Source organism: Rhodoferax koreense, from assembly GCF_001955695.1.
GTDB lineage: Bacteria > Pseudomonadota > Gammaproteobacteria > Burkholderiales > Burkholderiaceae_C > Rhodoferax_B > Rhodoferax_B koreensis.
Genome location: NZ_CP019236.1, coordinates 5376491 through 5398054 on the forward strand (window position 1 = coordinate 5376491; position 21564 = coordinate 5398054).

The 21564-nt window shown below is 66.8% G+C and carries 18 protein-coding genes; 8 read left to right on the forward strand and 10 right to left on the reverse strand.

The genetic code is table 11. The annotated features are described in order from the left end of the window. Positions 1-25: 25 nt before the first annotated feature. Positions 26-934 (reverse strand): LysR family transcriptional regulator, encoded by a 909-nt coding sequence (locus tag RD110_RS24910; RefSeq protein ID WP_076203206.1) that lies wholly within the window; start codon positions 932-934, stop codon positions 26-28. A gap of 164 nt (positions 935-1098) precedes the next feature. On the opposite strand from RD110_RS24910, the gene RD110_RS24915 reads away from it, so the two are divergent. The 3 genes from RD110_RS24915 (at position 1099) to RD110_RS24925 (ending at position 4668) form a co-directional block, all read left to right on the forward strand. Continuing rightward, positions 1099-2190 (forward strand): alkene reductase, encoded by a 1092-nt coding sequence (locus RD110_RS24915; RefSeq protein WP_076203209.1) that lies wholly within the window; start codon positions 1099-1101, stop codon positions 2188-2190. Positions 2191-2268: 78 nt separating this feature from the next. Further along, positions 2269-3423 carry an iron-containing alcohol dehydrogenase gene (locus RD110_RS24920; protein WP_076203211.1) on the forward strand — a complete coding sequence of 385 codons (1155 nt, stop codon included), beginning with the start codon at positions 2269-2271 and terminating at the stop codon, positions 3421-3423. A gap of 129 nt (positions 3424-3552) precedes the next feature. Continuing rightward, positions 3553-4668, forward strand: coding sequence for a YihY/virulence factor BrkB family protein (locus tag RD110_RS24925; protein ID WP_083686567.1), 1116 nt, complete (start codon positions 3553-3555; stop codon positions 4666-4668). Here the strand turns inward: RD110_RS24925 and phhA are convergent. From phhA to hppD, 4 genes are read right to left on the reverse strand one after another with little or no spacing between them, the layout of a single operon-like run. Further along, positions 4654-5553, reverse strand: a complete 900-nt coding sequence (phhA, locus tag RD110_RS24930; RefSeq protein ID WP_076203214.1) for a phenylalanine 4-monooxygenase — start codon at positions 5551-5553, stop codon at positions 4654-4656. The genes RD110_RS24925 and phhA overlap by 15 nt on opposite strands. Before the next feature lie 25 nt (positions 5554-5578). Further along, a complete protein-coding gene (gene fahA, locus RD110_RS24935; RefSeq protein ID WP_076203217.1) occupies positions 5579-6853 on the reverse strand; it encodes a fumarylacetoacetase in 1275 nt (424 codons plus the stop codon). After that, positions 6850-8157: a homogentisate 1,2-dioxygenase gene (gene hmgA / locus RD110_RS24940; protein ID WP_394329426.1), complete on the reverse strand. Its 1308-nt coding sequence runs from the start codon at positions 8155-8157 to the stop codon at positions 6850-6852. The genes fahA and hmgA overlap by 4 nt, the downstream gene beginning before the upstream one ends. Before the next feature lie 9 nt (positions 8158-8166). Continuing rightward, positions 8167-9252, reverse strand: coding sequence for a 4-hydroxyphenylpyruvate dioxygenase (gene hppD, locus RD110_RS24945; protein ID WP_076203222.1), 1086 nt, complete (start codon positions 9250-9252; stop codon positions 8167-8169). A gap of 118 nt (positions 9253-9370) precedes the next feature. On the opposite strand from hppD, the gene RD110_RS24950 reads away from it, so the two are divergent. Next, a complete protein-coding gene (locus tag RD110_RS24950; protein WP_076203225.1) occupies positions 9371-9853 on the forward strand; it encodes an Lrp/AsnC family transcriptional regulator in 483 nt (160 codons plus the stop codon). Between the two features lie 82 nt (positions 9854-9935). Here the strand turns inward: RD110_RS24950 and RD110_RS24955 are convergent, their stop codons facing one another. Further along, complete coding sequence (locus tag RD110_RS24955; RefSeq protein WP_076203227.1) at positions 9936-10595, reverse strand: TetR family transcriptional regulator; 660 nt, start codon at positions 10593-10595, stop codon at positions 9936-9938. A 168-nt stretch (positions 10596-10763) separates the two neighbouring features. On the opposite strand from RD110_RS24955, the gene RD110_RS24960 reads away from it, so the two are divergent. The 4 genes from RD110_RS24960 (at position 10764) to RD110_RS24975 (ending at position 17419) form a co-directional block, all read left to right on the forward strand. Continuing rightward, complete coding sequence (locus RD110_RS24960) at positions 10764-12035, forward strand: efflux RND transporter periplasmic adaptor subunit (RefSeq protein WP_076203230.1); 1272 nt, start codon at positions 10764-10766, stop codon at positions 12033-12035. A 12-nt stretch (positions 12036-12047) separates the two neighbouring features. Then, a complete protein-coding gene (locus tag RD110_RS24965) occupies positions 12048-15215 on the forward strand; it encodes an efflux RND transporter permease subunit (RefSeq protein WP_076203232.1) in 3168 nt (1055 codons plus the stop codon). Next, positions 15208-16650, forward strand: coding sequence for an efflux transporter outer membrane subunit (locus RD110_RS24970; protein ID WP_076203235.1), 1443 nt, complete (start codon positions 15208-15210; stop codon positions 16648-16650). Before RD110_RS24965 ends, RD110_RS24970 begins: the two co-directional genes overlap by 8 nt. A 127-nt stretch (positions 16651-16777) precedes the next feature. Further along, positions 16778-17419, forward strand: a complete 642-nt coding sequence (locus tag RD110_RS24975) for a c-type cytochrome (protein ID WP_076203238.1) — start codon at positions 16778-16780, stop codon at positions 17417-17419. Between the two features lie 58 nt (positions 17420-17477). Here the strand turns inward: RD110_RS24975 and RD110_RS24980 are convergent, their stop codons facing one another. The 4 genes from RD110_RS24980 to RD110_RS24995 all read right to left on the reverse strand — a co-directional run bounded on the left by RD110_RS24980 (position 17478) and on the right by RD110_RS24995 (position 21466). Continuing rightward, on the reverse strand, positions 17478-18032 hold the full coding sequence (locus tag RD110_RS24980) for a DUF2946 family protein (RefSeq protein ID WP_076203241.1): 555 nt from the start codon (positions 18030-18032) through the stop codon (positions 17478-17480). Between the two features lie 74 nt (positions 18033-18106). Further along, the gene (locus tag RD110_RS24985; RefSeq protein ID WP_076203243.1) at positions 18107-19891 is read right to left on the reverse strand and encodes a methyl-accepting chemotaxis protein; all 1785 of its coding nucleotides are present in this window, start codon (positions 19889-19891) and stop codon (positions 18107-18109) included. Positions 19892-20021: 130 nt separating this feature from the next. Continuing rightward, positions 20022-21017 carry a YheT family hydrolase gene (locus RD110_RS24990; protein WP_076203246.1) on the reverse strand — a complete coding sequence of 332 codons (996 nt, stop codon included), beginning with the start codon at positions 21015-21017 and terminating at the stop codon, positions 20022-20024. 2 nt (positions 21018-21019) lie between these two features. After that, positions 21020-21466, reverse strand: coding sequence for a YybH family protein (locus tag RD110_RS24995; RefSeq protein ID WP_076203249.1), 447 nt, complete (start codon positions 21464-21466; stop codon positions 21020-21022). Between the last annotated feature and the right edge of the window lie 98 nt (positions 21467-21564).

Genomic DNA, 21564 nt, shown 5'->3' on the forward strand with positions numbered 1-21564 from the left:
GGCACGGCCTTGCAGCGATCTGCGCTCAGGCCCCCGCCGACACCTCTTTCGCCACCTCGTCGAACAGCGACCGCAGCCACCGGTGGGCGGGGTCGTCGCGGTAGCGCACATGCCAGGCCATCTGCACCGGGAAGGTGCCGAGGTCGACCGGCGGCGGCAGCACCTTCAACCGGGCATCGTGGGCCAGGTGGCGACAGATCAGCCGCGGCAGCGTCGCGCAATAGTCCGTCACGGCGACCATCTCGGGGATGGCGAGAAAATGCGTGACCGACACGGCCACCTCGCGCTTCAGCCCCTGCCGCTCCAGCGCCTGGAACAGGCCGACGCGCAAGCGCCCCGGCGGCAGCATGTTGACATGCCTGAGCTGCTCGTATTGCGCCTTGGACAGCACCTCACCCACCTGCGGATGGCCGGCGCGCACGATGCAAGCCAGGCCGTCGTCCATCAGATGCTGCACGACCAGGTTGTCCGGCGGATCCACGAAGCGGCCCAGCGCCATGGCAGTTGAGCCGGAGATCACGCCCGTCTCGGCCAGGTCGCTGCCATAGGGCGTGAGCCGCAGGCGGATGCCGGGCGCGCGCTCGCGCAGGCGGGCCACGATGGCCGGCACCAGCACGAACTCGACATAGCTGTTGGGCGCGATGGTGAGCAGCAGATCCGCCTTGGCCGGGTCGAAGGCCTGTTGGCCCAGGATGACCCCGTCCAGTGCCGCCAGTGCCGCGGCAATGACCGGCGCGAGTTCTTGCGCCTTCGGCGTGGGATGCATGCCGTAGCGCTCGCGGATGAAAAGCGGGTCCATCAGCATGGTGCGTAGGCGGGTCAAGGCATTGGACAGCGCCGGCTGGGTGATGCCAAGGCGCGCCGCGGCGCGGGTCACGCTGCGCTCCTCCATCAGCGCGAGGAAGACTGGCAGCAGGTTGAGGTCGTAGCGCATCCAGTTATGTTGCTCCGTGAATTTCTTAAATTCAACATATAAATTTGTTGAATTTAACAGCCGCACCCATCATTCCCCTCACACCGAAGCGCGAGGCGAATGCCCCGGCCAGCCCGGTAAGAAACCTCAACCCTCAACCGTCCACGTTGCACCTCGGAGCCACCATGAACCACGAAACCCTTTTCTCCCCCGCCCGCCTGGGCGCCATCGAAGTTGCCAACCGCGTCGCCATGGCGCCGCTGACCCGTTCGCGGGCCGACACCGACGGCGTGCAGACGCCGCTGGCGGTGACGTATTACGGCCAACGCGCCTCGGCGGGCCTGATCATCGCGGAGGCCACCAACATCTCGCGCCAGGGCCGCGGTTATGCCTACACCCCCGGCATCTACACCGACGCACACGTCGCCGCCTGGAAGCCGGTCACCGATGCGGTGCACGAGGCCGGTGGCAAGATCGTGCTGCAGCTCTGGCACGTGGGCCGGATGTCCCATGCCAGCCTGCAGGCGAACGGCGCCGCACCGGTGGCACCTTCCGCCATCCAGGCCGGCGGCAACGTGTTCACGGAACAAGGCTTCCTGCCGCCCTCGACGCCGCGCGCCCTCGCCACCGACGAGATTCCCGGCCTCATCGAGGACTATCGCCACGCCGCGCAGCGCGCCAAGGATGCGGGCTTCGACGGCATCGAGGTGCATGCCGCCAACGGCTACCTGCTGGAGCAGTTCCTGCGCGACAGCACCAACCACCGGGACGACCGCTACGGCGGCCCCATCGAAAACCGCGCCCGCCTGATCCTCGAAGTCGTGGAGGCCGTCGCTGGCGTCTGGGGCGCGGACCGCGTCGGCCTGCGGCTTTCTCCGCTGTCCACGGCGATCGGCGATACGCCGCTGGACAGCAGCCCCATGCAGACCCATATCTACCTGGCGCGCCGCCTCGGCGAACTCGGCATCGCCTATCTGCACGTCGTCGAGGGCCAGCTGCATGGCGACAAGGACGCCGGCGACTTCGACTTCCAGGCGCTGCGCACGGCCTTCGGCGGCGCCTACATCGCCAACAACGGCTACGACCGCCCGACGGCACTCGAAGCGACCGCCTCGGGCCGGGCCGACATGGTTGCTTTCGGCAAAGCCTTCATCGGCAACCCGGACCTGGTGGCCCGCCTGCGCCAGAACCGCCCGCTGTTCGACGCACCGGCCTCGGCCTATTTCGGCGGCGGCGCCGAGGGCTACACCGAGTTCTCGCTGCAGAAGGCGGCCTGAGCATGTCGACCCCACTTCCGATTTCTGCTGGAGACCTACGGACATCTCGACCAACTTCTTCGACAAAGGACTGAAAACGTGAACAACTTCAATCTCTACGCCCCCACCCGCATCCTTTTCGGCAAGGGGCAGATCGCCGCCATCTCCCAGCACGTGCCGGCGGGCGCCCGGGTCATGGTGACCTACGGCGGCGGCAGCATCCTGCGCAACGGCGTGCTGGACCAGGTCCGCCAGGCCCTGGGCGAGCGCCTGGTCGCCGAATTCGGCGGCATCGAACCCAACCCCGACTACGCCACGCTGATGCGGGCGGTCGAGACCGGCCGCGCGCAGCACGTCGACTTCCTGCTCGCAGTCGGCGGCGGCTCGGTAGCCGACGGCAGCAAGTTCATCGCCGCGGCGCTGCACTACCGCGGCGAGCCCTGGGACATCCTGAGCGCAGGTGGCAAGGTTGAATCGGCGGTGCCGCTGGGCGTGGTGCTGACGCTGGCGGCGACCGGCTCGGAAATGAACGCGGGCGCGGTCATCAGCCGCCGCGAGACCGGCGACAAGCTGTTCTTCTCGTCGGAAGCCGTGCTGCCGCGCTTCGCCGTGCTGGACCCGAGCACGATGTTCAGCCTGCCCCAACGCCAGACCGCCAACGGCGTGGTGGACGCCTTCGTCCACACCATCGAGCAGTACCTCACCTACCCGGCCAACGCCAAGGTGCAGGACCGCATGGCCGAGGGCCTGCTGCTGACCCTGGTCGAGGAAGGCCCCAGGTTGCTGGCCGCCCCCGAGGACTACGAAGCCCGCGCCAACGTGATGTGGGCGGCGACGATGGCCTTGAACGGCTACCTCGGCGCCGGCGTGCCGCAGGACTGGAGTACCCACATGCTGGGCCACGAAATCACGGCGGTGCACGGGCTCGACCATGCCCAGACGCTGGCCATCGTGCTGCCCGCGATGCTGGCGGCGCGGCGCGCGCCCAAGCGGGCCAAGCTGCTCCAGTATGCCGAGCGAGTCTGGGGGCTGCGCGAGGGCAGCGAGGATGCCCGGATCGACGCGGCCATCGACGCGACGCGTGCCTTCTTCGAGCGCATGGGCGTGCCGACCCGCCTGAGTGGCCACGGTATCCGGGAACCGCGGCTGGAAGCGATCCTGGGCAAACTCGAGGCGCATGGCATGACCGCGCTGGGCGAGCGCGACGAGGTGACGCTGGACGTGAGCCGCGCGGTGCTCGAGGCGGCGGTATGAAAACCTGATCCGCCCCGGCAATACGCGCAGCTCAACACCGGCTTCGGCCTACACCGGCGGTCGGCGCTTTCCCGCGAGAAAGTGCCGGCCGCAGGGTTGCAATGGCGTTCTGCCCCACGAACCGCCGCCATGAACCTCCGCCAACTCTTCGACATGTCGCGCAAGGCCGTCATCGCCTGGATCGACGACTACGCGCCCAGCATGGGTGCGGCCATCAGCTACTACACGATGTTTTCACTCGCGCCACTGCTGGTGATCGTGATCGCCGTGGCGGGCGCATTGTTCGGCGAAGAGGCGGTGCGCGGCGCACTCACCAGCCAGTTGCAGGGCCTGATCGGCCGCGAGGGCGCGATGGCCGTGCAAAGCCTGATCGCCAGCGCCCGCGAGCCCTCCAAGGGCATCGTGGCCGGCAGCATCAGCATCGCCTTGCTGGTCATCGGTGCCACCACGGTGTTTGCGGAACTGCAGAGCGCGCTGGACCGGATCTGGCATGTGCCGGAAAAGGCCAAGCCCACTGGCGTCTGGGCCATCCTGCGCGCACGTGTGCTGTCCTTCGGGCTGATCATGGGCCTGGCTTTCCTGCTGATGGTGTCGCTGATGGTGAGCACCGTGGTGTCGGCACTCGGCAGCTGGGCCGGAGGCTTGTTGCCCGGCTGGGAGGTGCTGCTTTTCATCATCAACATCGCGATTTCGCTGGGCATCAGCACGCTGCTGTTCGCGATGATCTTCAAGTTCATGCCCACGGTGGCGATCCGCTGGCACGACGTGTGGATCGGCGCGGCGGTGACTGCGGTGCTGTTCGAGGTCGGCAAGGCCGGCATCGGGCTGTACCTGGGCAAGAGCGGCGTGAGCGACTCTTTCGCGGCCGCCGGCTCGCTGGTGGTGGTGCTGGCCTGGGTGTACTACGCCGCGCAGATTTTCCTTCTGGGCGCGGAATTCACCAAGGTCTATGCCTGCGAGAGTGGCTCGGTCGAAGGCAACAAGGCCGTCGAGGCGACGAAAGCCGTTGCGGACATGCACAAGGCCGGCACGGAAGTTGTCGACGGTGGCGAAATTGCACCTCGTCCGACCCTGGTCTATGCCAAGGCGGACGACGTTGACGCCCCAGCGGTGGTGCCACCCCGGCGCACCGACAAGACCACTTTCGTGAAACAGATCGCAATCGTCGGCGCCGCCGCCCTCGCCAGCCAGGCGCTGCTGCGCTGGCAACGCAGGCGCCAGCGCCGGCTGCTACGGACGATGTAGGCCGCGTTTTTTCGCGGCGTAAGCCCCGCTGCCGCGCGCGAGCAACCGATCGCCAGGCAACACCGTGCCGGGTTCGTGGGCCGGCTGGCCAGCCACCTGCGCATACAACGGCGCGAAGTCGATGCGCGCGAGTTCGAGCAACTCAGACAGACCATCGATCACGAAATAGGTTTCCTGGAAATCGTCGATGCGGTAGTTGGTGCGCATCACGCGCGCGAGATCGAACGCGATGCGATTGGGCGACGGATCGTCGAGCGCAAAAACCGTTTCCGTGTAGGACGAGGCAATGCCCGCGCCATAGATGCGCAAACCGTCAGGCTGCTGCACCAGGCCGAACTCCACCGTGTACCAATAGACGCGCGCCAGGTGCTCCAGAACGCCCAGCTTCTGTGCGCGCAAGCCACCTTCACCATAGGCCTGGATGTAGTCGGCGATCGCCGGGTTCATCAACATCGGCACATGGCCGAAGACATCGTGGAACACATCGGGCTCCTCCAGATAGTCGAGCTCGTGCGGTTTGCGGATGAAGTGCCCTGCGGGAAAGCGCCGGTGCGCGAGGTGCTCGAAGAACACCTCGTCGGGCACCAGCCCCGGCACGGCCACCACGCTCCAGCCGGTGCGCTGCATGAGCACCTCGCTCAACGCCCGGAAATCGGGAATCTGCTCGGCACCGATGGGCAGCTTGCCCATGCCTTCGATGAACGCGTCGCACGCGCGGCCCGGCAGCAGCCTGGATTGCCGCTCGAACAGCGTCTTCCACACGGCATGCTCCTGCGGCGTGTAGTTCTTCCAACCCTGGTCGATCGTCCAGTCAGCGCCGGCAGGCGGAGCCGAGCCGGCCGCCAGGCCGTGTTTCTGTGGTGCGGGTTTCTCGACGGTCAGCATGTTTGTCTCCTGCTGTTGATTTCTTCTACGCCAGCGCCGGCAACACCGTGCCGCGGCATTCGCCGAAGCCGATGCGGCGAAAACCCTCGCGTTCGCAGTAGCCCTTGAGGATCACGGTGTCGCCGTCCTCGAGCCAAGTGCGGGTCTCGCCGTTGGGCAGCTCGATCGGCCGTTTCCCCCCCTGGCTCAATTCCAGCAGCGAACCGCCCTGCTCCGGCGCCGGGCCCGACAGGGTGCCGGTGCCCAGCAGGTCGCCCGCGCGCAGGTTGCAGCCGTTCACGGTGTGGTGCGCCACGAGTTGCGCGGCCGTCCAATAGGCATCGCCGTAGTTGGCGCGCATCAGGCGGACGCCGCTCGCGCCGGCCTCGGCCATGGCCGATGTCTGCAGCCAGACTTCGAGCGTGATGTCGAAGCCCCCCGCAGCCCGGTTGGCCGGCGAATCCAGGTAGGCCAGCGGTGCCGGGTCACCCGCCGGGCGCTGCCAGGCCTGGCGAAACGGCGCCAGCGCCTCCAGCGTGACCACCCAGGGCGACACAGTGCTGGCGAAATTCTTGGACAGGAAGGGGCCGAGCGGCTGGTACTCCCACGCCTGGATGTCGCGTGCACTCCAGTCGTTGAACAGCGCCAAGCCGAACACATGGTCCTCGGCTTCGGTGATGGCGATGCCGCTGCCCGCGGCGTTCGGGCGGCCGATGAAGATGCCGAGCTCGAGTTCGTAGTCGAGCCGGCGGCACGGACCGAAGGTCGGCACCTCCGCGTCGGCGGCCTTGGTCTGCCCCAGTGGGCGCGGAAAGGCCTGGCCGCTCGCGCTGATCGACGAGGCGCGGCCGTGGTAACCGATGGGCACCCATTTGTAGTTGGGCAGGAGCGGGTTGTCGGGCCTGAACTGCTTGCCGACGGTGGTGGCGTGGTGGATGCTGGTATAGAAGTCCGTGTAGTCGCCGACCTCGCAGGGCAGGCCCAGGTTCACTTCGGCCTGAGGCAACAGGGCTGCCTGCCAGCGCATCTGATGGGGACTGCCTTCGCGCAGGCCTTCCGAGAGGCCCCCCCGCAAAGCCCGCAGAGCCTCGCGCGGCTGGGCCATCAGCCGGTGCATGTCGGCATGGTCGATCAGGCCGGCGGCGCGCAGGTCGAGCACCCGGTCGCCGATGGCCACGCCGATGCGCCATTCGTCGCTGCCGCCTTTTTGGAATCGACCATAGGGCAGGTTCTGGATCGGAAAGTCGCAGCCGGCCTCGTTGGCCGATTTCACCCAGCTTTGCAAGCCGGCGTCATTCGTCGAATCCATCATGGTGCTCATGGTTTGCCCGGGTCGAAATGTTTCTGCAGGCCTTGCCAGCAGCGGTAGTAATCGTCCTGCAGTTCGGCGCTGCCCAGCGCGTACGCGGTCGGATGCCAGACCAGACGCGTCTCGAACATGAAGGCCATGGTGTCCTTGATCACGTCGACCTTGGTCGTGTCGGCATGGCTGGCCTTCTCGAAAGTGCCAGCATCGGGGCCGTGGCCGGACATGCTGTTGTGCAGGCTGGCGCCGCCGGGCGAGAAGCCTTCGGCCTTGGCGTCATAGGCCCCGTGCACCAGGCCCATGAATTCGCTGGCCACGTTGCGGTGGAACCATGGCGGACGGAACGTGTCCTGCGCGGCCAGGATGCGCGGTGGGAAGATGACGAAGTCGATGCCGCTCACGCCAGGCGTGTCGGAGGCGCTGTGCAGCACCAGGAAGATCGACGGGTCGGGATGGTCGAAGCTGATCGAGCCGATGGTGTTGAAGCGGCGCAGATCGTACTTGTAGGGCGCATGGTTGCCGTGCCAGGCGACCACGTCGATCGGCGAATGCGTCATTTCCGCCGACCACAGGTGGCCCTGGAACTTGGCGACGAGCTCGTGCGGCGCGTCGATGTCTTCATATGCCGCCACGGGCGTGAGGAAGTCGCGCGGGTTGGCCAGGCCGTTCGAGCCGATCGGCCCCAGGTCGGGCAGGCGGAAGCTGGCACCGAAGTTTTCGCAGATGTAACCCCGGACCTGCCCCTCCGGCAGCTCCAGCCGGAAGCGCACACCCCGCGGGATCACCACGATCTCCTGCGGGCCGGCCTCGATGATGCCGAGTTCGGTGACGAAGCGGTGCGCCCCGTGCTGCGGCACGAACAGCATCTCGCCGTCGGCGTTGTAGAACACCCGGCGCGCCATCGAGCGGTTGGCCGCGTAGAGGTGCGCGGCCGCACCGGTCTGCGCATGCACGTCGCCGTTGCCGGCCATGGTCACCATGCCCTGCAGGAGGTCGGTCGGCTCGGTGGGCAACGGCAGCGGGCTCCAGCGCAACTGGTTCGGCGTCGTGGGCATGGCCTCCGTGCTGCCGAAGCGGCTCACGATGCGCCCGGCGTCGATGCGCTGGAAAGGCGCGTGCATCGCCGAAGGGCGGATGCGGTAGAGCCAGGAACGGCGGTTGTCGGCGCGCGGCGCCGTGAAGGCCGTGCCCGACAACTGCTCCGCATAGAGGCCGTAGGGACACCGCTGCGGCGAGTTGCGCCCGACCGGCAAGGCACCGGGCAGCGACTCGGTGGCGAAGCTGTTGCCGAAGCCGGATTGGTAAGCGAGTTCGGTCATGGGCATCCCTCAGGCTTCGACTTCCAGCACGCCGCGGTTGATCTGGTCGCGCTCCAGCGACTCGAACAGGGCCTTGAAGTTGCCCTCACCGAAGCCTTCGCGGTAGTCGCCCTTGCGCTGGATGAACTCGAAGAACACCGGACCCAGCAACGGCTCGGAAAATATCTGCAGCAGCAGGCGTTTCTGGCCTCCTTCCGTCGTGCCGTCCAGCAGGATGCCGCGCGCCTGCAGTTCGCCCACCGACTCGCCGTGGCCGGGCAGGCGCTTTTCCAGGTTCTGGTAGTAGACGTCGTTGGGCGCGGTCAGCACGGGGATGCCGGCCATTTGCAGCCTGTCGATGGATTCGAGCAGGTTGTCGGTCAGCAGGGCGATGTGCTGGATGCCTTCGCCGTTGAACTGCATCAGGAACTCCTCGATCTGGCCACCGCCCTTCTTGGCTTCCTCGTTGAGCGGGATACGGATCAGACCGTCCGGCGCCGTCATGGCCTTGGAAGTCAGGCCGGTGTACTCGCCCTTGATGTCGAAGTAGCGGATCTCGCGGAAATTGAACAGCCGCGCGTAGAAGTCGGCCCAGTGCGTCATGCGGCCGCGGTACACGTTGTGCGTGAGGTGGTCCACCACCTGGAAGCCGTGCCCCTTGGGGCGGCGGTCCACGCCCGGCAGGAATTCGAAGTCGATGTCGTAGATGCTCTTGCCGTCCTCGAAACGGTCGATCAGGTACAGCGGCGCGCCGCCGATGCCCTTGATCGCCGGCAGGCGCAGCTCCATGGGGCCGGTGCCGATCTCGATGGGCTGGGCGCCGAGCTCCAGGGCGCGGTTGTAGGCCTTGTGCGAGTCGCGCACGCGGAAAGCCAAGCCGCAGGCCGACGGGCCGTGCTCGGCCGCGAAATAGCCGGCCTCGCTCTTGGGCTCGTTGTTGACGATGAAGTTGATGTCGTTCTGCCGGTACAGCAACACGTTCTTGGAGCGGTGCTTGGCCACCAGCGTGAAGCCCATCTTCTCGAAGATCGGCTCCAGCACGCCCGGGCTGGGCGAAGCGAATTCCACGAACTCGAAGCCCATCAGGCCCATGGGGTTCTCGAACAGGTCGGCCATCGTGTCGTCTCCAAAAAGCAGTGTTGATGTCGCCATGGTAGGCAGGCGGCACACAGAATTCCTGCAACTTGATGCAATTCCCGACCTCATCACGCTGAATTCCTGCAAAATTGGCCAGATGAGCGCACCACCCGAACTTGATGCCATCGATCTGCGGGTGCTTCGCGCACTCCAGGCCAACGCCCGCGCAACCTACGACGAACTCGCGGCACAGGTGAGTCTTTCGCCTTCGGCGACCTTGCGCCGCGTCAAGCGGCTCGAGGACGCAGGCGTGATCGTCGGCTACGTGGCCCTGCTGCGGGCCGACAGCGTGGGCCTGCCCCTCACGGCGTACATCAATGTGCGGCTCGAAAAACACACGGAAAGCCACAAGCGCAACCCGATGGACCTGTTTCGCGCTTCGGTCCAAGGCTGGCCCGAAGTGGTGGAATGCGCCTCACTGACCGGCGACATGGACTACCTCCTGCGCGTGGTGGTGGCCGACATGGCGCACTACTCGCGTTTCGTCATGGAGACCCTGCTCAAGCATCCCAGCGTGCAGGACTGCAAGACCAGCTTCGTGCTCGACCGCGTGAAGACCACGACGGCACTGCCGATCTAGCCGGAGTCGGCGCCTTCGGATGGACCGGCCCCGAAATGCAACTTTTTGAAATAGCGCACAGCCAGCAGAAACAGCAAAGGCCCTAGCCGCAGGCGTTCGGGATCGACGCCTGTGGCAACGGCGCGGGCTGCAGACCCAGGCCGCGCAGGTAGGCATCGAGTGCGGCCTCGCCTGTCGCCACCAGGTCGAACACGGAGGGATCGAGCAGCCAGTCCTGCATCAGGCCGCAGATCAACCCATGCAGACCCCAGGCCGCCCCCATCGCGGGAACAGCCAGCTTCACGGATTCGTCGCGCGCGGCCCTGCGCAGGCCGAGCGCGATGTCGGCCACGCACTGCTTGCGCGTCGCCAGGTGGCGCTCCCGTACCGCCTGCAGTTCGTTCACGTACTCGACCTGGTGCATGGCAACCTCGAAGACACGGCGCAGCTGCGCATCGGTGGTCATCATTCGCAACGAATGCACGATCGCGCCGCGCAGGCCGCCCAGCGCATCACCAACCTGTTCGTTCAAGCCGATCCGCAGCGCCTGCTCCAGCGGCAAAGTGACGCGCTCCATCATGGCGTTGAACAGGTCGGCCTTGTCCTTGAAGTGCCAATAGATGGCGCCCCGCGTCGCACCCGCCTTGATGGCGATTTCATTGAGCGAAGTGCGCGAGACGCCCTGCGCGTGAAACAGCAGCTCGGCGGCATCGAGCAGCCGATGGCGCGTCGCCAGGGCCTCTTCTTTCGTGCGACGGACCAAGTGTTCTCCTGTAGCGTGGGTGCGAAAAGGTGTAATATACATGCAGCGGTGTATGTAAACTAGGCTGCAAGCGGATTAACCCTGCTGCCGTCGGCTGTCCTTACACTCGACCGTCCCGATCTCTTTCTCCCCAAGATCCCCGCATTTCCATTTCCCGGAAGGAATCGCATGTCCGCTTTGCGCCCCAAACAACGTGATCCACTCCTGGTGCGCACGCGCCAGTTTTTCATTCCCACCGCGATGGCCCTGGTAGTCGCCGGCCTGCTCGCCGGCTGCGGGAAGAGCGACGGCAAGGCTGCAGGTGCCGCGCCCGCCGCGCCGCCGCCGGCCGAGGTGGGCGTCGTCACGGTGACACTGGGCGATGTGGGCCTGGTCACCGAACTGCCGGGCCGGCTCGAGGCCTCGCGCGTCGCCGAGGTGCAGGCGCGGGCCGCGGGCATCCTGCAAAAACGGGTGTTCAAGGAAGGCAGCGACGTCAAGGCCGGCCAGTTGCTCTTCACCATCGACCCCGCGCCCTATGCCGCTGCCTACCAGAGCTCGCAGGCCTCGCTGGCCCGCGCACAGGCCAACCTGCAGCAGGCCCAGGCGCTGGCCGACCGCTACAAACCCTTGGTCGAAGCCAATGCCGTGAGCAAGCAGGACTATGCCAACGCCGTGGCGGCCGCGGCCCAGGCCCAGGCCGACGTGGCCGTGGGCAAGGCAGCCGTGCAGACCGCGAAAATCAGCCTCGACTACAGCACCGTGACGGCCCCCATCTCGGGCCGCATCGGTCGCGCGCTGGTCACCGAAGGCGCCCTCGTGGGCCAGGGCACGCCCACGCCGCTGGCCGTGATCCAGCAGATCAACCCGATGTACATCAACTTCACGCAGTCGGCGGCCGAAGTGCTGGCGCTGCGCCAGGGCCTGGCCAGTGGCAAGCTCAAGCGCGCGCCGGGCTCCGAAGCGGCCAGCGTACGCGTGGTGCTCGACGGCCTGGGTGAATATGCGCAGGCCGGCAAGCTGCTGTTTTCCGACCTGACGGTGGACGCCACCACCGGACAGATCACACTGCGCGCCGAGGTGCCGAACCCTGACGGCCAGCTGCTGCCGGGCCTGTACGTGCGCGTGCGCCTGGAGCAATCGCAGGCGGCCAACGCCATCACGCTGCCCCAGCAGGCCGTGACGCGCAACAACCAGGGCGACACCGTGATGGTGGTCGGTCCGGACGGCAAGGTCAGCCCGCGCAAGGTCAAGATCGGCTCGTCCAAGGGCACGAGCTGGGTCGTGCTCGACGGCCTGAAGGCCGGTGAGCAGGTGATGGTCGACGGCTTCCAGAAGCTGCGCGGCGACGCCCCGGTGAAGCCGGTGCCATGGCAGCCGGCGGGCACGGCTGCTGCGGCGCCAGCTTCGGCCGCAGCCCCGGCCGCCGCCGCATCGGCGGCCACGTCGGCCGCCAAGTAAGGAACGACCAGCATGGCAAAATTTTTCATTGACAGGCCGATCTTCGCCTGGGTGATCGCGCTGTTCATCATTGTGATGGGCTCGATTTCCATCACCCAGCTGCCGATCTCGCAATACCCGAACGTGGCGCCGCCGGCCATCGTCGTGAACGTCGCTTACCCGGGCGCCTCGGCACAGACGCTGGAGGACAGCGTGCTGTCGGTGATCGAGCGCGAAATGAACGGCTCGCCCGGCCTCATCTACATGGAGTCGGTGGCGCAGGCGGATGGCACGGGCTCGATCACCATCAGCTACGACACCAACACCAACCCGGATCTCGCGCAGGTGGACGTGCAGAACCGCCTCTCGCGCGCCACGCCGCGCCTGCCGGCCACGGTGACGCAGCAGGGCGTGCGGGTGGACAAGTCGCGCAACAACTTCCTGCTGTTCACCCTGCTGTCGTCGGACGATCCGAGCATCGACACCACCGCGCTGGGTGACTACGCCTCGCGCAACGTGCTGCCCGAGCTGCAGCGCCTGAGCGGCGTCGGCCAGGTACAGCTGTTCGGCACCGAGCGCGCCATGCGCGTCTGGATCGACCCGGCCAAGCTGCAGGGCCTCAACCTGTCGGCCAGCGACGTCAGCACGGCGATCCAGGCGCAGAACGCGCAGGTGTCTTCGGGCTCGATCGGCGACCTGCCCAACATCACCGGCCAGGGCATCGCAGCCACCGTTGTGGTGAACGGCCAGCTCACCTCCATCGAACAGTTCGGCAACATCGTGCTGCGCGCCAACACCGACGGCTCCACCGTGCGGCTCAAGGACGTGGCCCGCATCGAACTCGGCGGCCAGAGCTACGCCACCTCGATCCGCCTGAACGGCGTGCCCGCGGTCGGCATGGGCGTGCAGCTCACCCCGAGCGGCAATGCGCTGGCCGTGGCCAAGGCGGTGCGCGCCAAGATGACCGAACTCGAGCGCTACTTCCCCAAGGGCGTGAAGTGGACCATTCCCTACGACACCTCGCGCTTCGTGAAGATCTCGATCACCGAAGTGGTGAAGACGCTGTTCGAAGCCGTGGCCCTGGTGTTCCTGGTGATGTTCCTGTTCCTGCAGAACTGGCGCTACACCATCATCCCGACCATCGTCGTGCCGATCGCGCTGCTGGGCACCTTTGCCGCGCTGCTGGCGCTGGGCTTCTCGATCAACGTGCTAACCATGTTCGGCATGGTGCTGGTGATCGGCATCGTGGTGGACGATGCGATCGTGGTGGTGGAAAACGTCGAGCGCATCATGGTGGAAGAAAGTCTGCCCCCGCTGCAGGCCACCCGCAAGGCCATGGGCCAGATCTCAGGCGCCATCATCGGCGTGACCGTGGTGCTGATCTCGGTGTTCGTGCCACTGGCCTTCTTCGCCGGCGCCACGGGCAACATCTACCGCCAGTTCTCGGCGGTGATGGTGGTGTCGATCGGCTTCTCCGCCTTCCTCGCGCTGTCGCTCACGCCGGCGCTTTGCGCCACCTTGCTCAAGCCGGTGGACAAACACGAGCACCACAACAAGACGGGCTTCTTCGGCGGCTTCTTCAACTGGTTCAACCGCGCTTTCACGCGCACGGCCAAGGGCTATGAAAGCATGGTCGCGCGGCTGCTGAAGCGGGCCGTGCGCTACATGATCATCTACGCGGCCATCATCGGCGCGGTGGTGGTGCTGTATTCGCGTCTGCCGACCTCCTTCCTGCCGCAGGAGGACCTGGGCTACATCATCGCCAACGTGCAACTGCCGCCCGGCGCCACGCAGGAACGCACGCTCGATGCGGTGAAGAAGGTCGAAGGCTTTGCGCTGAAACAGCCCGAAGTGGAAGGCACGGTGGCCGTGCTGGGCTTCAGCTTCTCGGGCACCGGCCAGAACGCCGCGCTGACCTTCGTGCCGTTGAAGGACTGGGAAACGCGCCATGGCCCGGAGCATTCGGCCGATTCGCTGGCCGGTCGCGCCTTCGGGGCGTTGATGGGGGTGCGCGACGCCTTCATCTTTCCGTTGTCGCCGCCGCCGATTCCCGAACTCGGCAACGCCAGCGGCTTCACCTTCCGCCTGCAGGACCGCGGCAGCCAGGGCCATGAAGCGTTGATCAACGCCCGCAACCAGTTGCTCGGCATGGCCGGCAAGAGCCCGGTGCTCACCCAGGTGCGCCCCGACGGGCTGGAGGACGCGCCCCAGCTGCAGCTCGAGATCGACCGCAACAAGGCCAACGCGCTGGGCGTGAATTTCGCGGCCATCAACAGCGCGCTGTCCACCGCCATCGGCTCGAGCTATGTCAATGACTTCCCGAACGCCGGCCGCCTGCAGCGTGTGGTGGTCCAGGCCGATGCGCCATCGCGCATGCAGCCGGACGACCTGCTGAAGATCAACGCCAGCAATGCGCAGGGCAAGCCGGTGCCGCTGTCGGCCTTCGCCACCACACGCTGGATCTCGGGCGCGCAGCAAACCGTGCGCTACAACGGTTATCCATCGGTGCGCATCGCGGGTGCCGCAGCCCCCGGCTACAGCTCGGGCGCGGCGATTGCCGAGATGGAGAAACTGGCAGGGCAGTTGCCCGCCGGCTTCGGTTTCGAGTGGACCGGCCAGTCGCGCGAGGAGAAGATTGCCGGCTCGCAGGCCATCATCCTGTACGGCTTCGCGATCCTGGCGGTGTTCCTGTGCCTGGCCGCGTTGTACGAAAGCTGGTCGATTCCGCTGTCGGTGATCCTCGTGGTGCCGCTCGGTGTGCTGGGCGTGCTGCTGGCGACGCTGCTGCGCTCGTACTCGAACGACGTGTACTTCCAGGTCGGGCTGATCACCATCATCGGCCTGTCGGCGAAGAACGCGATCCTGATCATCGAGTTTGCGAAAGACCTGCAGGCCACGGGCAAGGGCGTGGTCGAGTCGGCGCTGGCCGCGGCCCATCTGCGCTTTCGCCCGATCATCATGACCTCGCTGGCCTTCGGCCTCGGCGTGGTGCCGCTGTTCATCGCCAGCGGCGCCGGCTCGGCCAGCCAGCGCGCCATCGGCACCGGTGTGCTCGGCGGCATGATCACCGGCACAGGCCTGGCGGTGTTCTTCGTGCCGATCTTCTTCGTGATCGTGCGCGGCTTCTTCAAGGGCAGCGCGCGCCAGAATGAAATTTACAAAGAACATGCGCACAAAGCCGGAGTCGAATCCCATGAATAAGCCCCGTCTCCAGAAAGCAGCGGTGGCTGCCGCGGCCGCACTGGCCGTGTTGTCGGGCTGCTCGTTCATCCCGAAATACGAACGCCCCGCCGCACCGGTGGCCAGCCAGTGGCCCGGCGGCCCGGTCACCGAAGTGCCCGGCCAGAAAGCCGCGGCCGATGTGCCCTGGCAGGACTTCTTCACCGATCCGCGGCTGCAGCAATTGATCGCCGCGGCGCTGGCCAACAACCGCGATCTGCGCGTGGCGGTGCTCAACATCGAGCAGGCGCGCGCGCAATACCAGATCACGCGGGCCGACCAGTTCCCCACGGTGGGCATCGGCGCCAGCGGCTCACGCACGCCCAACACCTCGGGCGGCATCACCAGCGCCTACACCGCCGGCTTCACCGTGTCGGCCTGGGAGCTCGATTTCTTCGGCCGCATCCAGAGCCTGAAGGAATCGGCGCTGGCGGAATACCTGGCCACCGAGGAAGGCCGCAAGGCCACGCAGATCAGCCTGATCGCCAGCGTGGCCAACGCCTACCTGAACCTGCTGGCCGACGACGAGCTGCTGGCCATCACTCGCCAGACGCTGGTCACGCGGGAAGACTCCGGCAAGTTGTCCCAGCTGCGCTTCGACAACGGCGTGGCCTCCGAACTCGACGTGCGCCAGGCCCAGTCCCTGACCGAGCAGGCGCGGGCCACGCTGGCGCAGCAGCTGCGCCAGCGCGCACTCGACGTGAACGCACTCACGCTCCTGGTCGGCCAGCCGCCGACGATGAACGACACCGGCGCGGCCGTGGCCGGCACCGGACTGGCCAGCACGCTGGTGATGACCGACCTGCCGGTGGGCCTGCCCTCCGAGGTGCTGATCAACCGGCCAGACATCCGCCAGGCCGAGCAGGTGCTGCTGGCCAACAACGCCAACATCGGCGCCGCGCGGGCCAACTTCTTCCCGAAGGTGTCGCTGACCGCGGGTGCGGGTACGGGCGGCGCCCATTTGTCCGACCTGTTCAAGAGCGGCTCCTACGGCTGGACCTTTGCGCCGCAGATCGTGCTGCCGATCTTCGATGCGGGCCGTAACCAGGCCGGACTCGACTCGGCCCGTGCCGGTCGCGACATCGCGCAGGCGCAGTACGAAAAAGCCATCCAGACCGCGTTCCGCGAGGTGGCCGACGCGCTGGCCGGCCGCGCTACGCTCGGCGAGCAGCTGCGCGCGCAGCAGGCGCAGGCAGATGCGGAGTCGGTGCGGTTCAAGCTGTCGGATCTGCGCTACAAGAACGGGGTGGCGAGTTACCTCGACCTGCTCGACGCCCAACGTTCCTTGTTCACCGCGCAGCAGGCGGTGGTGCAGATCCGACTGCTGCAGTTGCAGAACCAGGTGCTCCTGTACAAGGCCCTGGGCGGCGGCTGGACCGAGCCGGCCAAGGCCTCGACCGCGTCGATCAAGCCATAGGAGCCCAACGGTGGGTGGATCGGGGCGGTTTCGGCCGCCCTGGCCCGATCGGGGCGGCCGTTATACTCGCGGGTTGCGAGAGCCGACGATAGAGACACCCATAAAGCCCCGATTTTTTGAGGACATCATGAGCGCCAACCCCCACGATCATGCGGCCGAAGAAGCCCATTCAGGCCCGATCAAGAACCCCAAGCAACTGCTGGTGGCCGTGTTCTTCTCATTCGTCGTGCCGATCTTCGCCATCATCGGCCTGGTCTACTACGTCGTCTCGGCCAACAAGCCGGCCGGTGCCAATTCGGGCGAGAGCATGCTGCTCGGCGGCATGACGGAATCGGACCAGAAAAAGGCTGTGGCTGAACGCATCCAGAAGGTAGGCTTCGTGGAGATCCGCGACGCCAACCGCGAACTCAAGAGCGGCGAAGAAGTCTTCAAGGCCCAGTGCACGGCCTGCCATACCGCGGGCGTTGCCGGCGCACCCAAGTTCGGCGATGCCGCCGCCTGGGCGCCACGCATCAAGAATCCGTTCGAAACCCTGCTGAACTCCGCGCTGCACGGCAAGGGTGCCATGGGTGCTCAGGGCGGCGGCGACTTCGAAGACCTCGAAATCGCACGCGCCGTGGTCTACATGGCGAATGCGGGCGGTGGCAAGTTCCCTGAGCCGGCCAAGCCCGGTGCAGCGGCAGCCCCTGCCGAAGGTGCCTCGGCGGCTGTGGCGTCCGCTGCCCCGGCCGAAGCCGCATCGGCACCTGCGGCGGCTGCCTCCAAATAAAAGGTTTTTCCGCAACCATGTAAGAGCCGGTCCCTGACCGGCTTTTTCACGTCCGGGCTCAGCCCGCTTTCCGGGCCAGCGACTGTGGGCTGACCACGTAGCCGAACCGCGCCGGCAAGGCCTGGGCCTCAATCTCCTGCGGCATCCATAAGGCACGCTCGACGGCTTCTGCCGCCCAGCCGGTGTCGAGCGTGTGCACCAGGCCGAATCCGAGGTTCGTCTCGAGGTAAACCCGACCGGTCTCGTCGAGCACGCAGGTGCGCACCTGGGCCGGCTCGCTGCTGTGCGCCACCACCGACAGATCGGGATGGACCCGCCAGACGAAAGGTGTGGTCTCGAGTTCCACGTAGACGCGCTGCGGCCCGTTCTGGAAAAACCAGCAGCCGCGCGCATCGCTTTCGTAGTTGCGCTGGATGAAGTCGATCAGTTTTTCATGTTGCAGCCGCGAGCCCTTGCTGGCGGGGCTGCCACCGGCCGCCGCGGCGAACGGGCCGAGCGCCTGTACGCGGTCGTCGCGCATGTACCAGTTGCCGCGCGCATCAAGACCGAGCCAACCATAGCAATCGGGCACGTTCGGCCATTTGGCGATGGCTTGTCTGACGATGTCGTCCATGGCCGGATGATACGGCGCAGCGGCGCGCCGTCGTTGTCAGCCAGGGCCGCGTTCGGTCTGACGGTGCCGGGCGGCTAGAAGGATTCCCAGTCGCCCTCACCGCCCGGCGCGGTGGCCGTGGCGGCGGCCTTGGCCTTGGTGGAAGCGGGCTGGAGCAGCGGCGTGCCCGCGGCGGCCTTGGTGGGACGCGCGGGTGCGGCTTTGGGCAAAGCCTTTTTCGAGACAGGCACGCGGTTCGGTGCCGGCACGGCGGGGTTGGCCGGTTTGGCCGCGGCCGGCGGCCGCGCCAGCTGCGGTGCCGCCACGGCAGGGCCGTGGATCAGCTTGAACACGGCCACGGCCTGGACCAATTGCTGGGCCTGCAGCGACAGGCTGTCCGCCGCAGCCGCACTTTCCTCGACCAGCGCGGCGTTCTGCTGCGTGGCCTGGTCCATCTGAGTCACGGCCTCGCCGACCTGGCTCACGCCCTGGCTCTGCTCGGTGCTGGCCGCGCTGATCTCGCCCATGATGTCGGTTACCCGGCGAATGGCGGTCACCACCTCCTGCATCGTCACGCCGGCCTGATCGACCAACGTCGTGCCCTGGTCCACGCGTTCGACGCTGGCCGAGATCAGGTTCTTGATTTCCTTGGCGGCGTCCGCGCTGCGCTGGGCCAGGCTGCGCACTTCGCTGGCCACCACGGCGAAGCCCCGGCCCTGTTCGCCCGCGCGGGCCGCTTCCACCGCGGCATTGAGCGCCAGGATGTTGGTCTGGAACGCGATGCCGTCGATCACGCTGATGATGTCGGCGATCTTCTTCGAGCTGTCGTTGATGCCCTTCATGGTCTCCACCACCTGGCCGACCACGTCGCCGCCGCGCACGGCCACGGTGGAAGCGCTCTGCGCGAGCTGGTTCGCCTGACGCGCGTTGTCGGCGTTCTGCTTCACGGTGGAGCTGAGCTCTTCCATCGAGGCGGCCGTCTGCTGCAGCGCACTGGCCTGCTGCTCGGTGCGTGCGGAGAGGTCGTTGTTGCCGTGCGAAATCTGCGCGCTTGCCGTGGCCACGCCTTCGGCGTTCTGGCGCACATTGCCGACCACCTGGGCCAGGCTGGCCTGCATGGCCTTGAGCGCCAACAGCAATTGCGAGGTTTCGTTCCGGCCCGTGGCCTCGAACTGCAGGCTCAGGTCGCCCGCTGCGACGGCCCGCGACACCTCCACGGCCTGGTTCAATGGACGCGTGATGGAGCGCACCAGCAGCCAGCCCAGCCCGCACAGCAGGGCCACGGCGGCCAGACCCAGCAGGATCAGGAACGTGAACGCGGTGTTGTACGCGGCCCTGGCCTGCTCTTCGGCCGCCTTGCCAAGCTTGATCTGCATCTCGGCGAACGCGTCGGCGGCATCGGTGGCGGTTGCCTGCAGCGGGGCCACCACCTTCAGCAGCACGTCGGTGGCTTCGGCGTTCTTGTCGGCGACGCCGAGCTGCACCACCCGATCGGTCGGTTCACGCAGCGCGGCCACCGCCGCCTCCAGCTTGGACAGCGCGGCCTTGCCGTCCGGATGCACCACCGTTTCCTGCAGTTGCTTGTCGATCCTGGCGTACTGGTTGCGCACCTCCGCCAGCCGCTCGACGGTCTTCCGGTTGGCATCGATATCGTCGACCAGCACGATGTTGCGGGTCAGGATGGCGCGCGCGCGCAAGTTGTCCTTGATGTCCTTGGCCGCGATGATCTTGGGCAGGCGGTCGCCGTTGGCCATCTCCAGTTCGCGCTGGAGGGCCGCCATGTTCGCCACGCCGATCCAGACCATCTTGGCCAAAAGCGCCGCGGCCAGCACGATGCCGGCACCAAGACGGGTGCCGATCTTGAGATCGCTGAATTGCATGTGGAATTCCTGAAGGATGAGTTGGAAGAAAGAACGGAGGGACCAGCCCGCCTAGACCGTCGCCGTCCAATATACATTTATAAACACTTATAAACATTTATCGGCATCCGCACCGATCACTTGACCGGATTTACCGTGCCGCCCTGGCCAGCCATCCCCCCACGGCGTCGGGCATGGTGCGCACGTGGCCAGGCACCGGGCCCTGCGGAAACCCCACATGGCCGCCGTGGGCGGGTTGCCACAGCGTGACGTACTCGCCGACCTCATTCTGGTGCGGCAGGCTCCAGGCCGGCACGAACGGATCGTTGCTTGCGTTCACCACCAGCGCGGGAATGCGGATGCTGGCCAAATGCGGCTTGGCCGACGCGCGGCCCCAATAATCCTCGGTGTTCTTGAAACCGTGCAGCGGCGCGGTGAAGATGTTGTCGAACTCATAGAGGTCGCGCGCGGCCAGCAGCGCCTCGCGGTCGAACAGGCCCGGGAACTGCGCGAGCTTCTGCAGCGCCTTGGGCTTCATGCTGCGCAAAAACATGCGGGTGTAGACCAGCCGGTTGAAGCCGCGGCCGATGGCATGGCCACCGGCGGCCAGGTCGATCGGCGAACTCACCGCGGCCACGGCCCGCACCACGCGGCCGGCCTGTTCGCCCATTTCCTCGGCCCAGCGCAGCAGCGCGTTGCCGCCGAGCGACACCCCCACGGCGATCACCGGGCCCTGGTGCCACGTATGGAGCCGCTTCAGCACCCAGCCGACCTCTTCGAAATCGCCCGAATGGTAGGCCCGCGGTGCCAGGTTGATCTCGCCGCTGCAGCCGCGGAAATGCGGCACGGCATAAGCCATGCCGTGGGCCCGCGCAAAGTCGGCGAACGCCTCGGCATAGTGGCTGGCCGACGAGCCTTCGAGCCCGTGGAACAGCACCAGCAGCGGCCGGGCGCTGGGGTGCGCCACCGGGTCGGCCACCAACCCCGCCGGGTCGGCGAAGTCGACATCGACGAAATCCAGGTCGGGCGTGATCCATCGCTCGCGCCGGAACTCGGGCTTCGGACCGAACACCCGCGTCGAATACAGCGCCGGCCAGATCGTCTGCAGATTGCCGCCAGGCAACCACCAGGGCGCGACGTAGTTCATCGCTAGTGCAGCACCTGGGCGGCGCCGGCCTCGTGCGGTTCCTCGGCCGTGCCCGGGCTCGCGTGGTGGGCCACCAGGCGCCAGCCTTGCGCGGTCTTGTGGTAGACGTTGGTGGCGGTGACGAATGCTTCGCGCGGCCCCTCGGCCGTCAGCACCTCGATGCGTTCGATCACGCTGTGCACGCTGCTGGCCATTGACTCGGTCTTGCGCACACGCTCGGGCCAGGCGCGGATGCGGCCGTTGACCAACATGGCGTCGAAGCTGGCGCGGATCGCGCCGGCCCCGACCAGGCGCGGCCCGCCAGGGTGCACGCACAGGATGTCGTCCTCGTCGGCCCAACAGGCCATGAGCCGGTCGATATCGCCGTTCTGCAGCGCCTCGTAGAAGGCGGCTTCGATGTCGTCGGCACGGCCGCCCACGGTGGCGGCCTGGAGTTTGGCTTTGGGCATAGGAGAAACGGTGAAGGCTGTAAAAGACTGTGAGCAACCGGGCCGAAAGCCTGATTCTGCCCTGCTTCTGCCAGGCTCCGGCGCAGGCGTATGCTAAC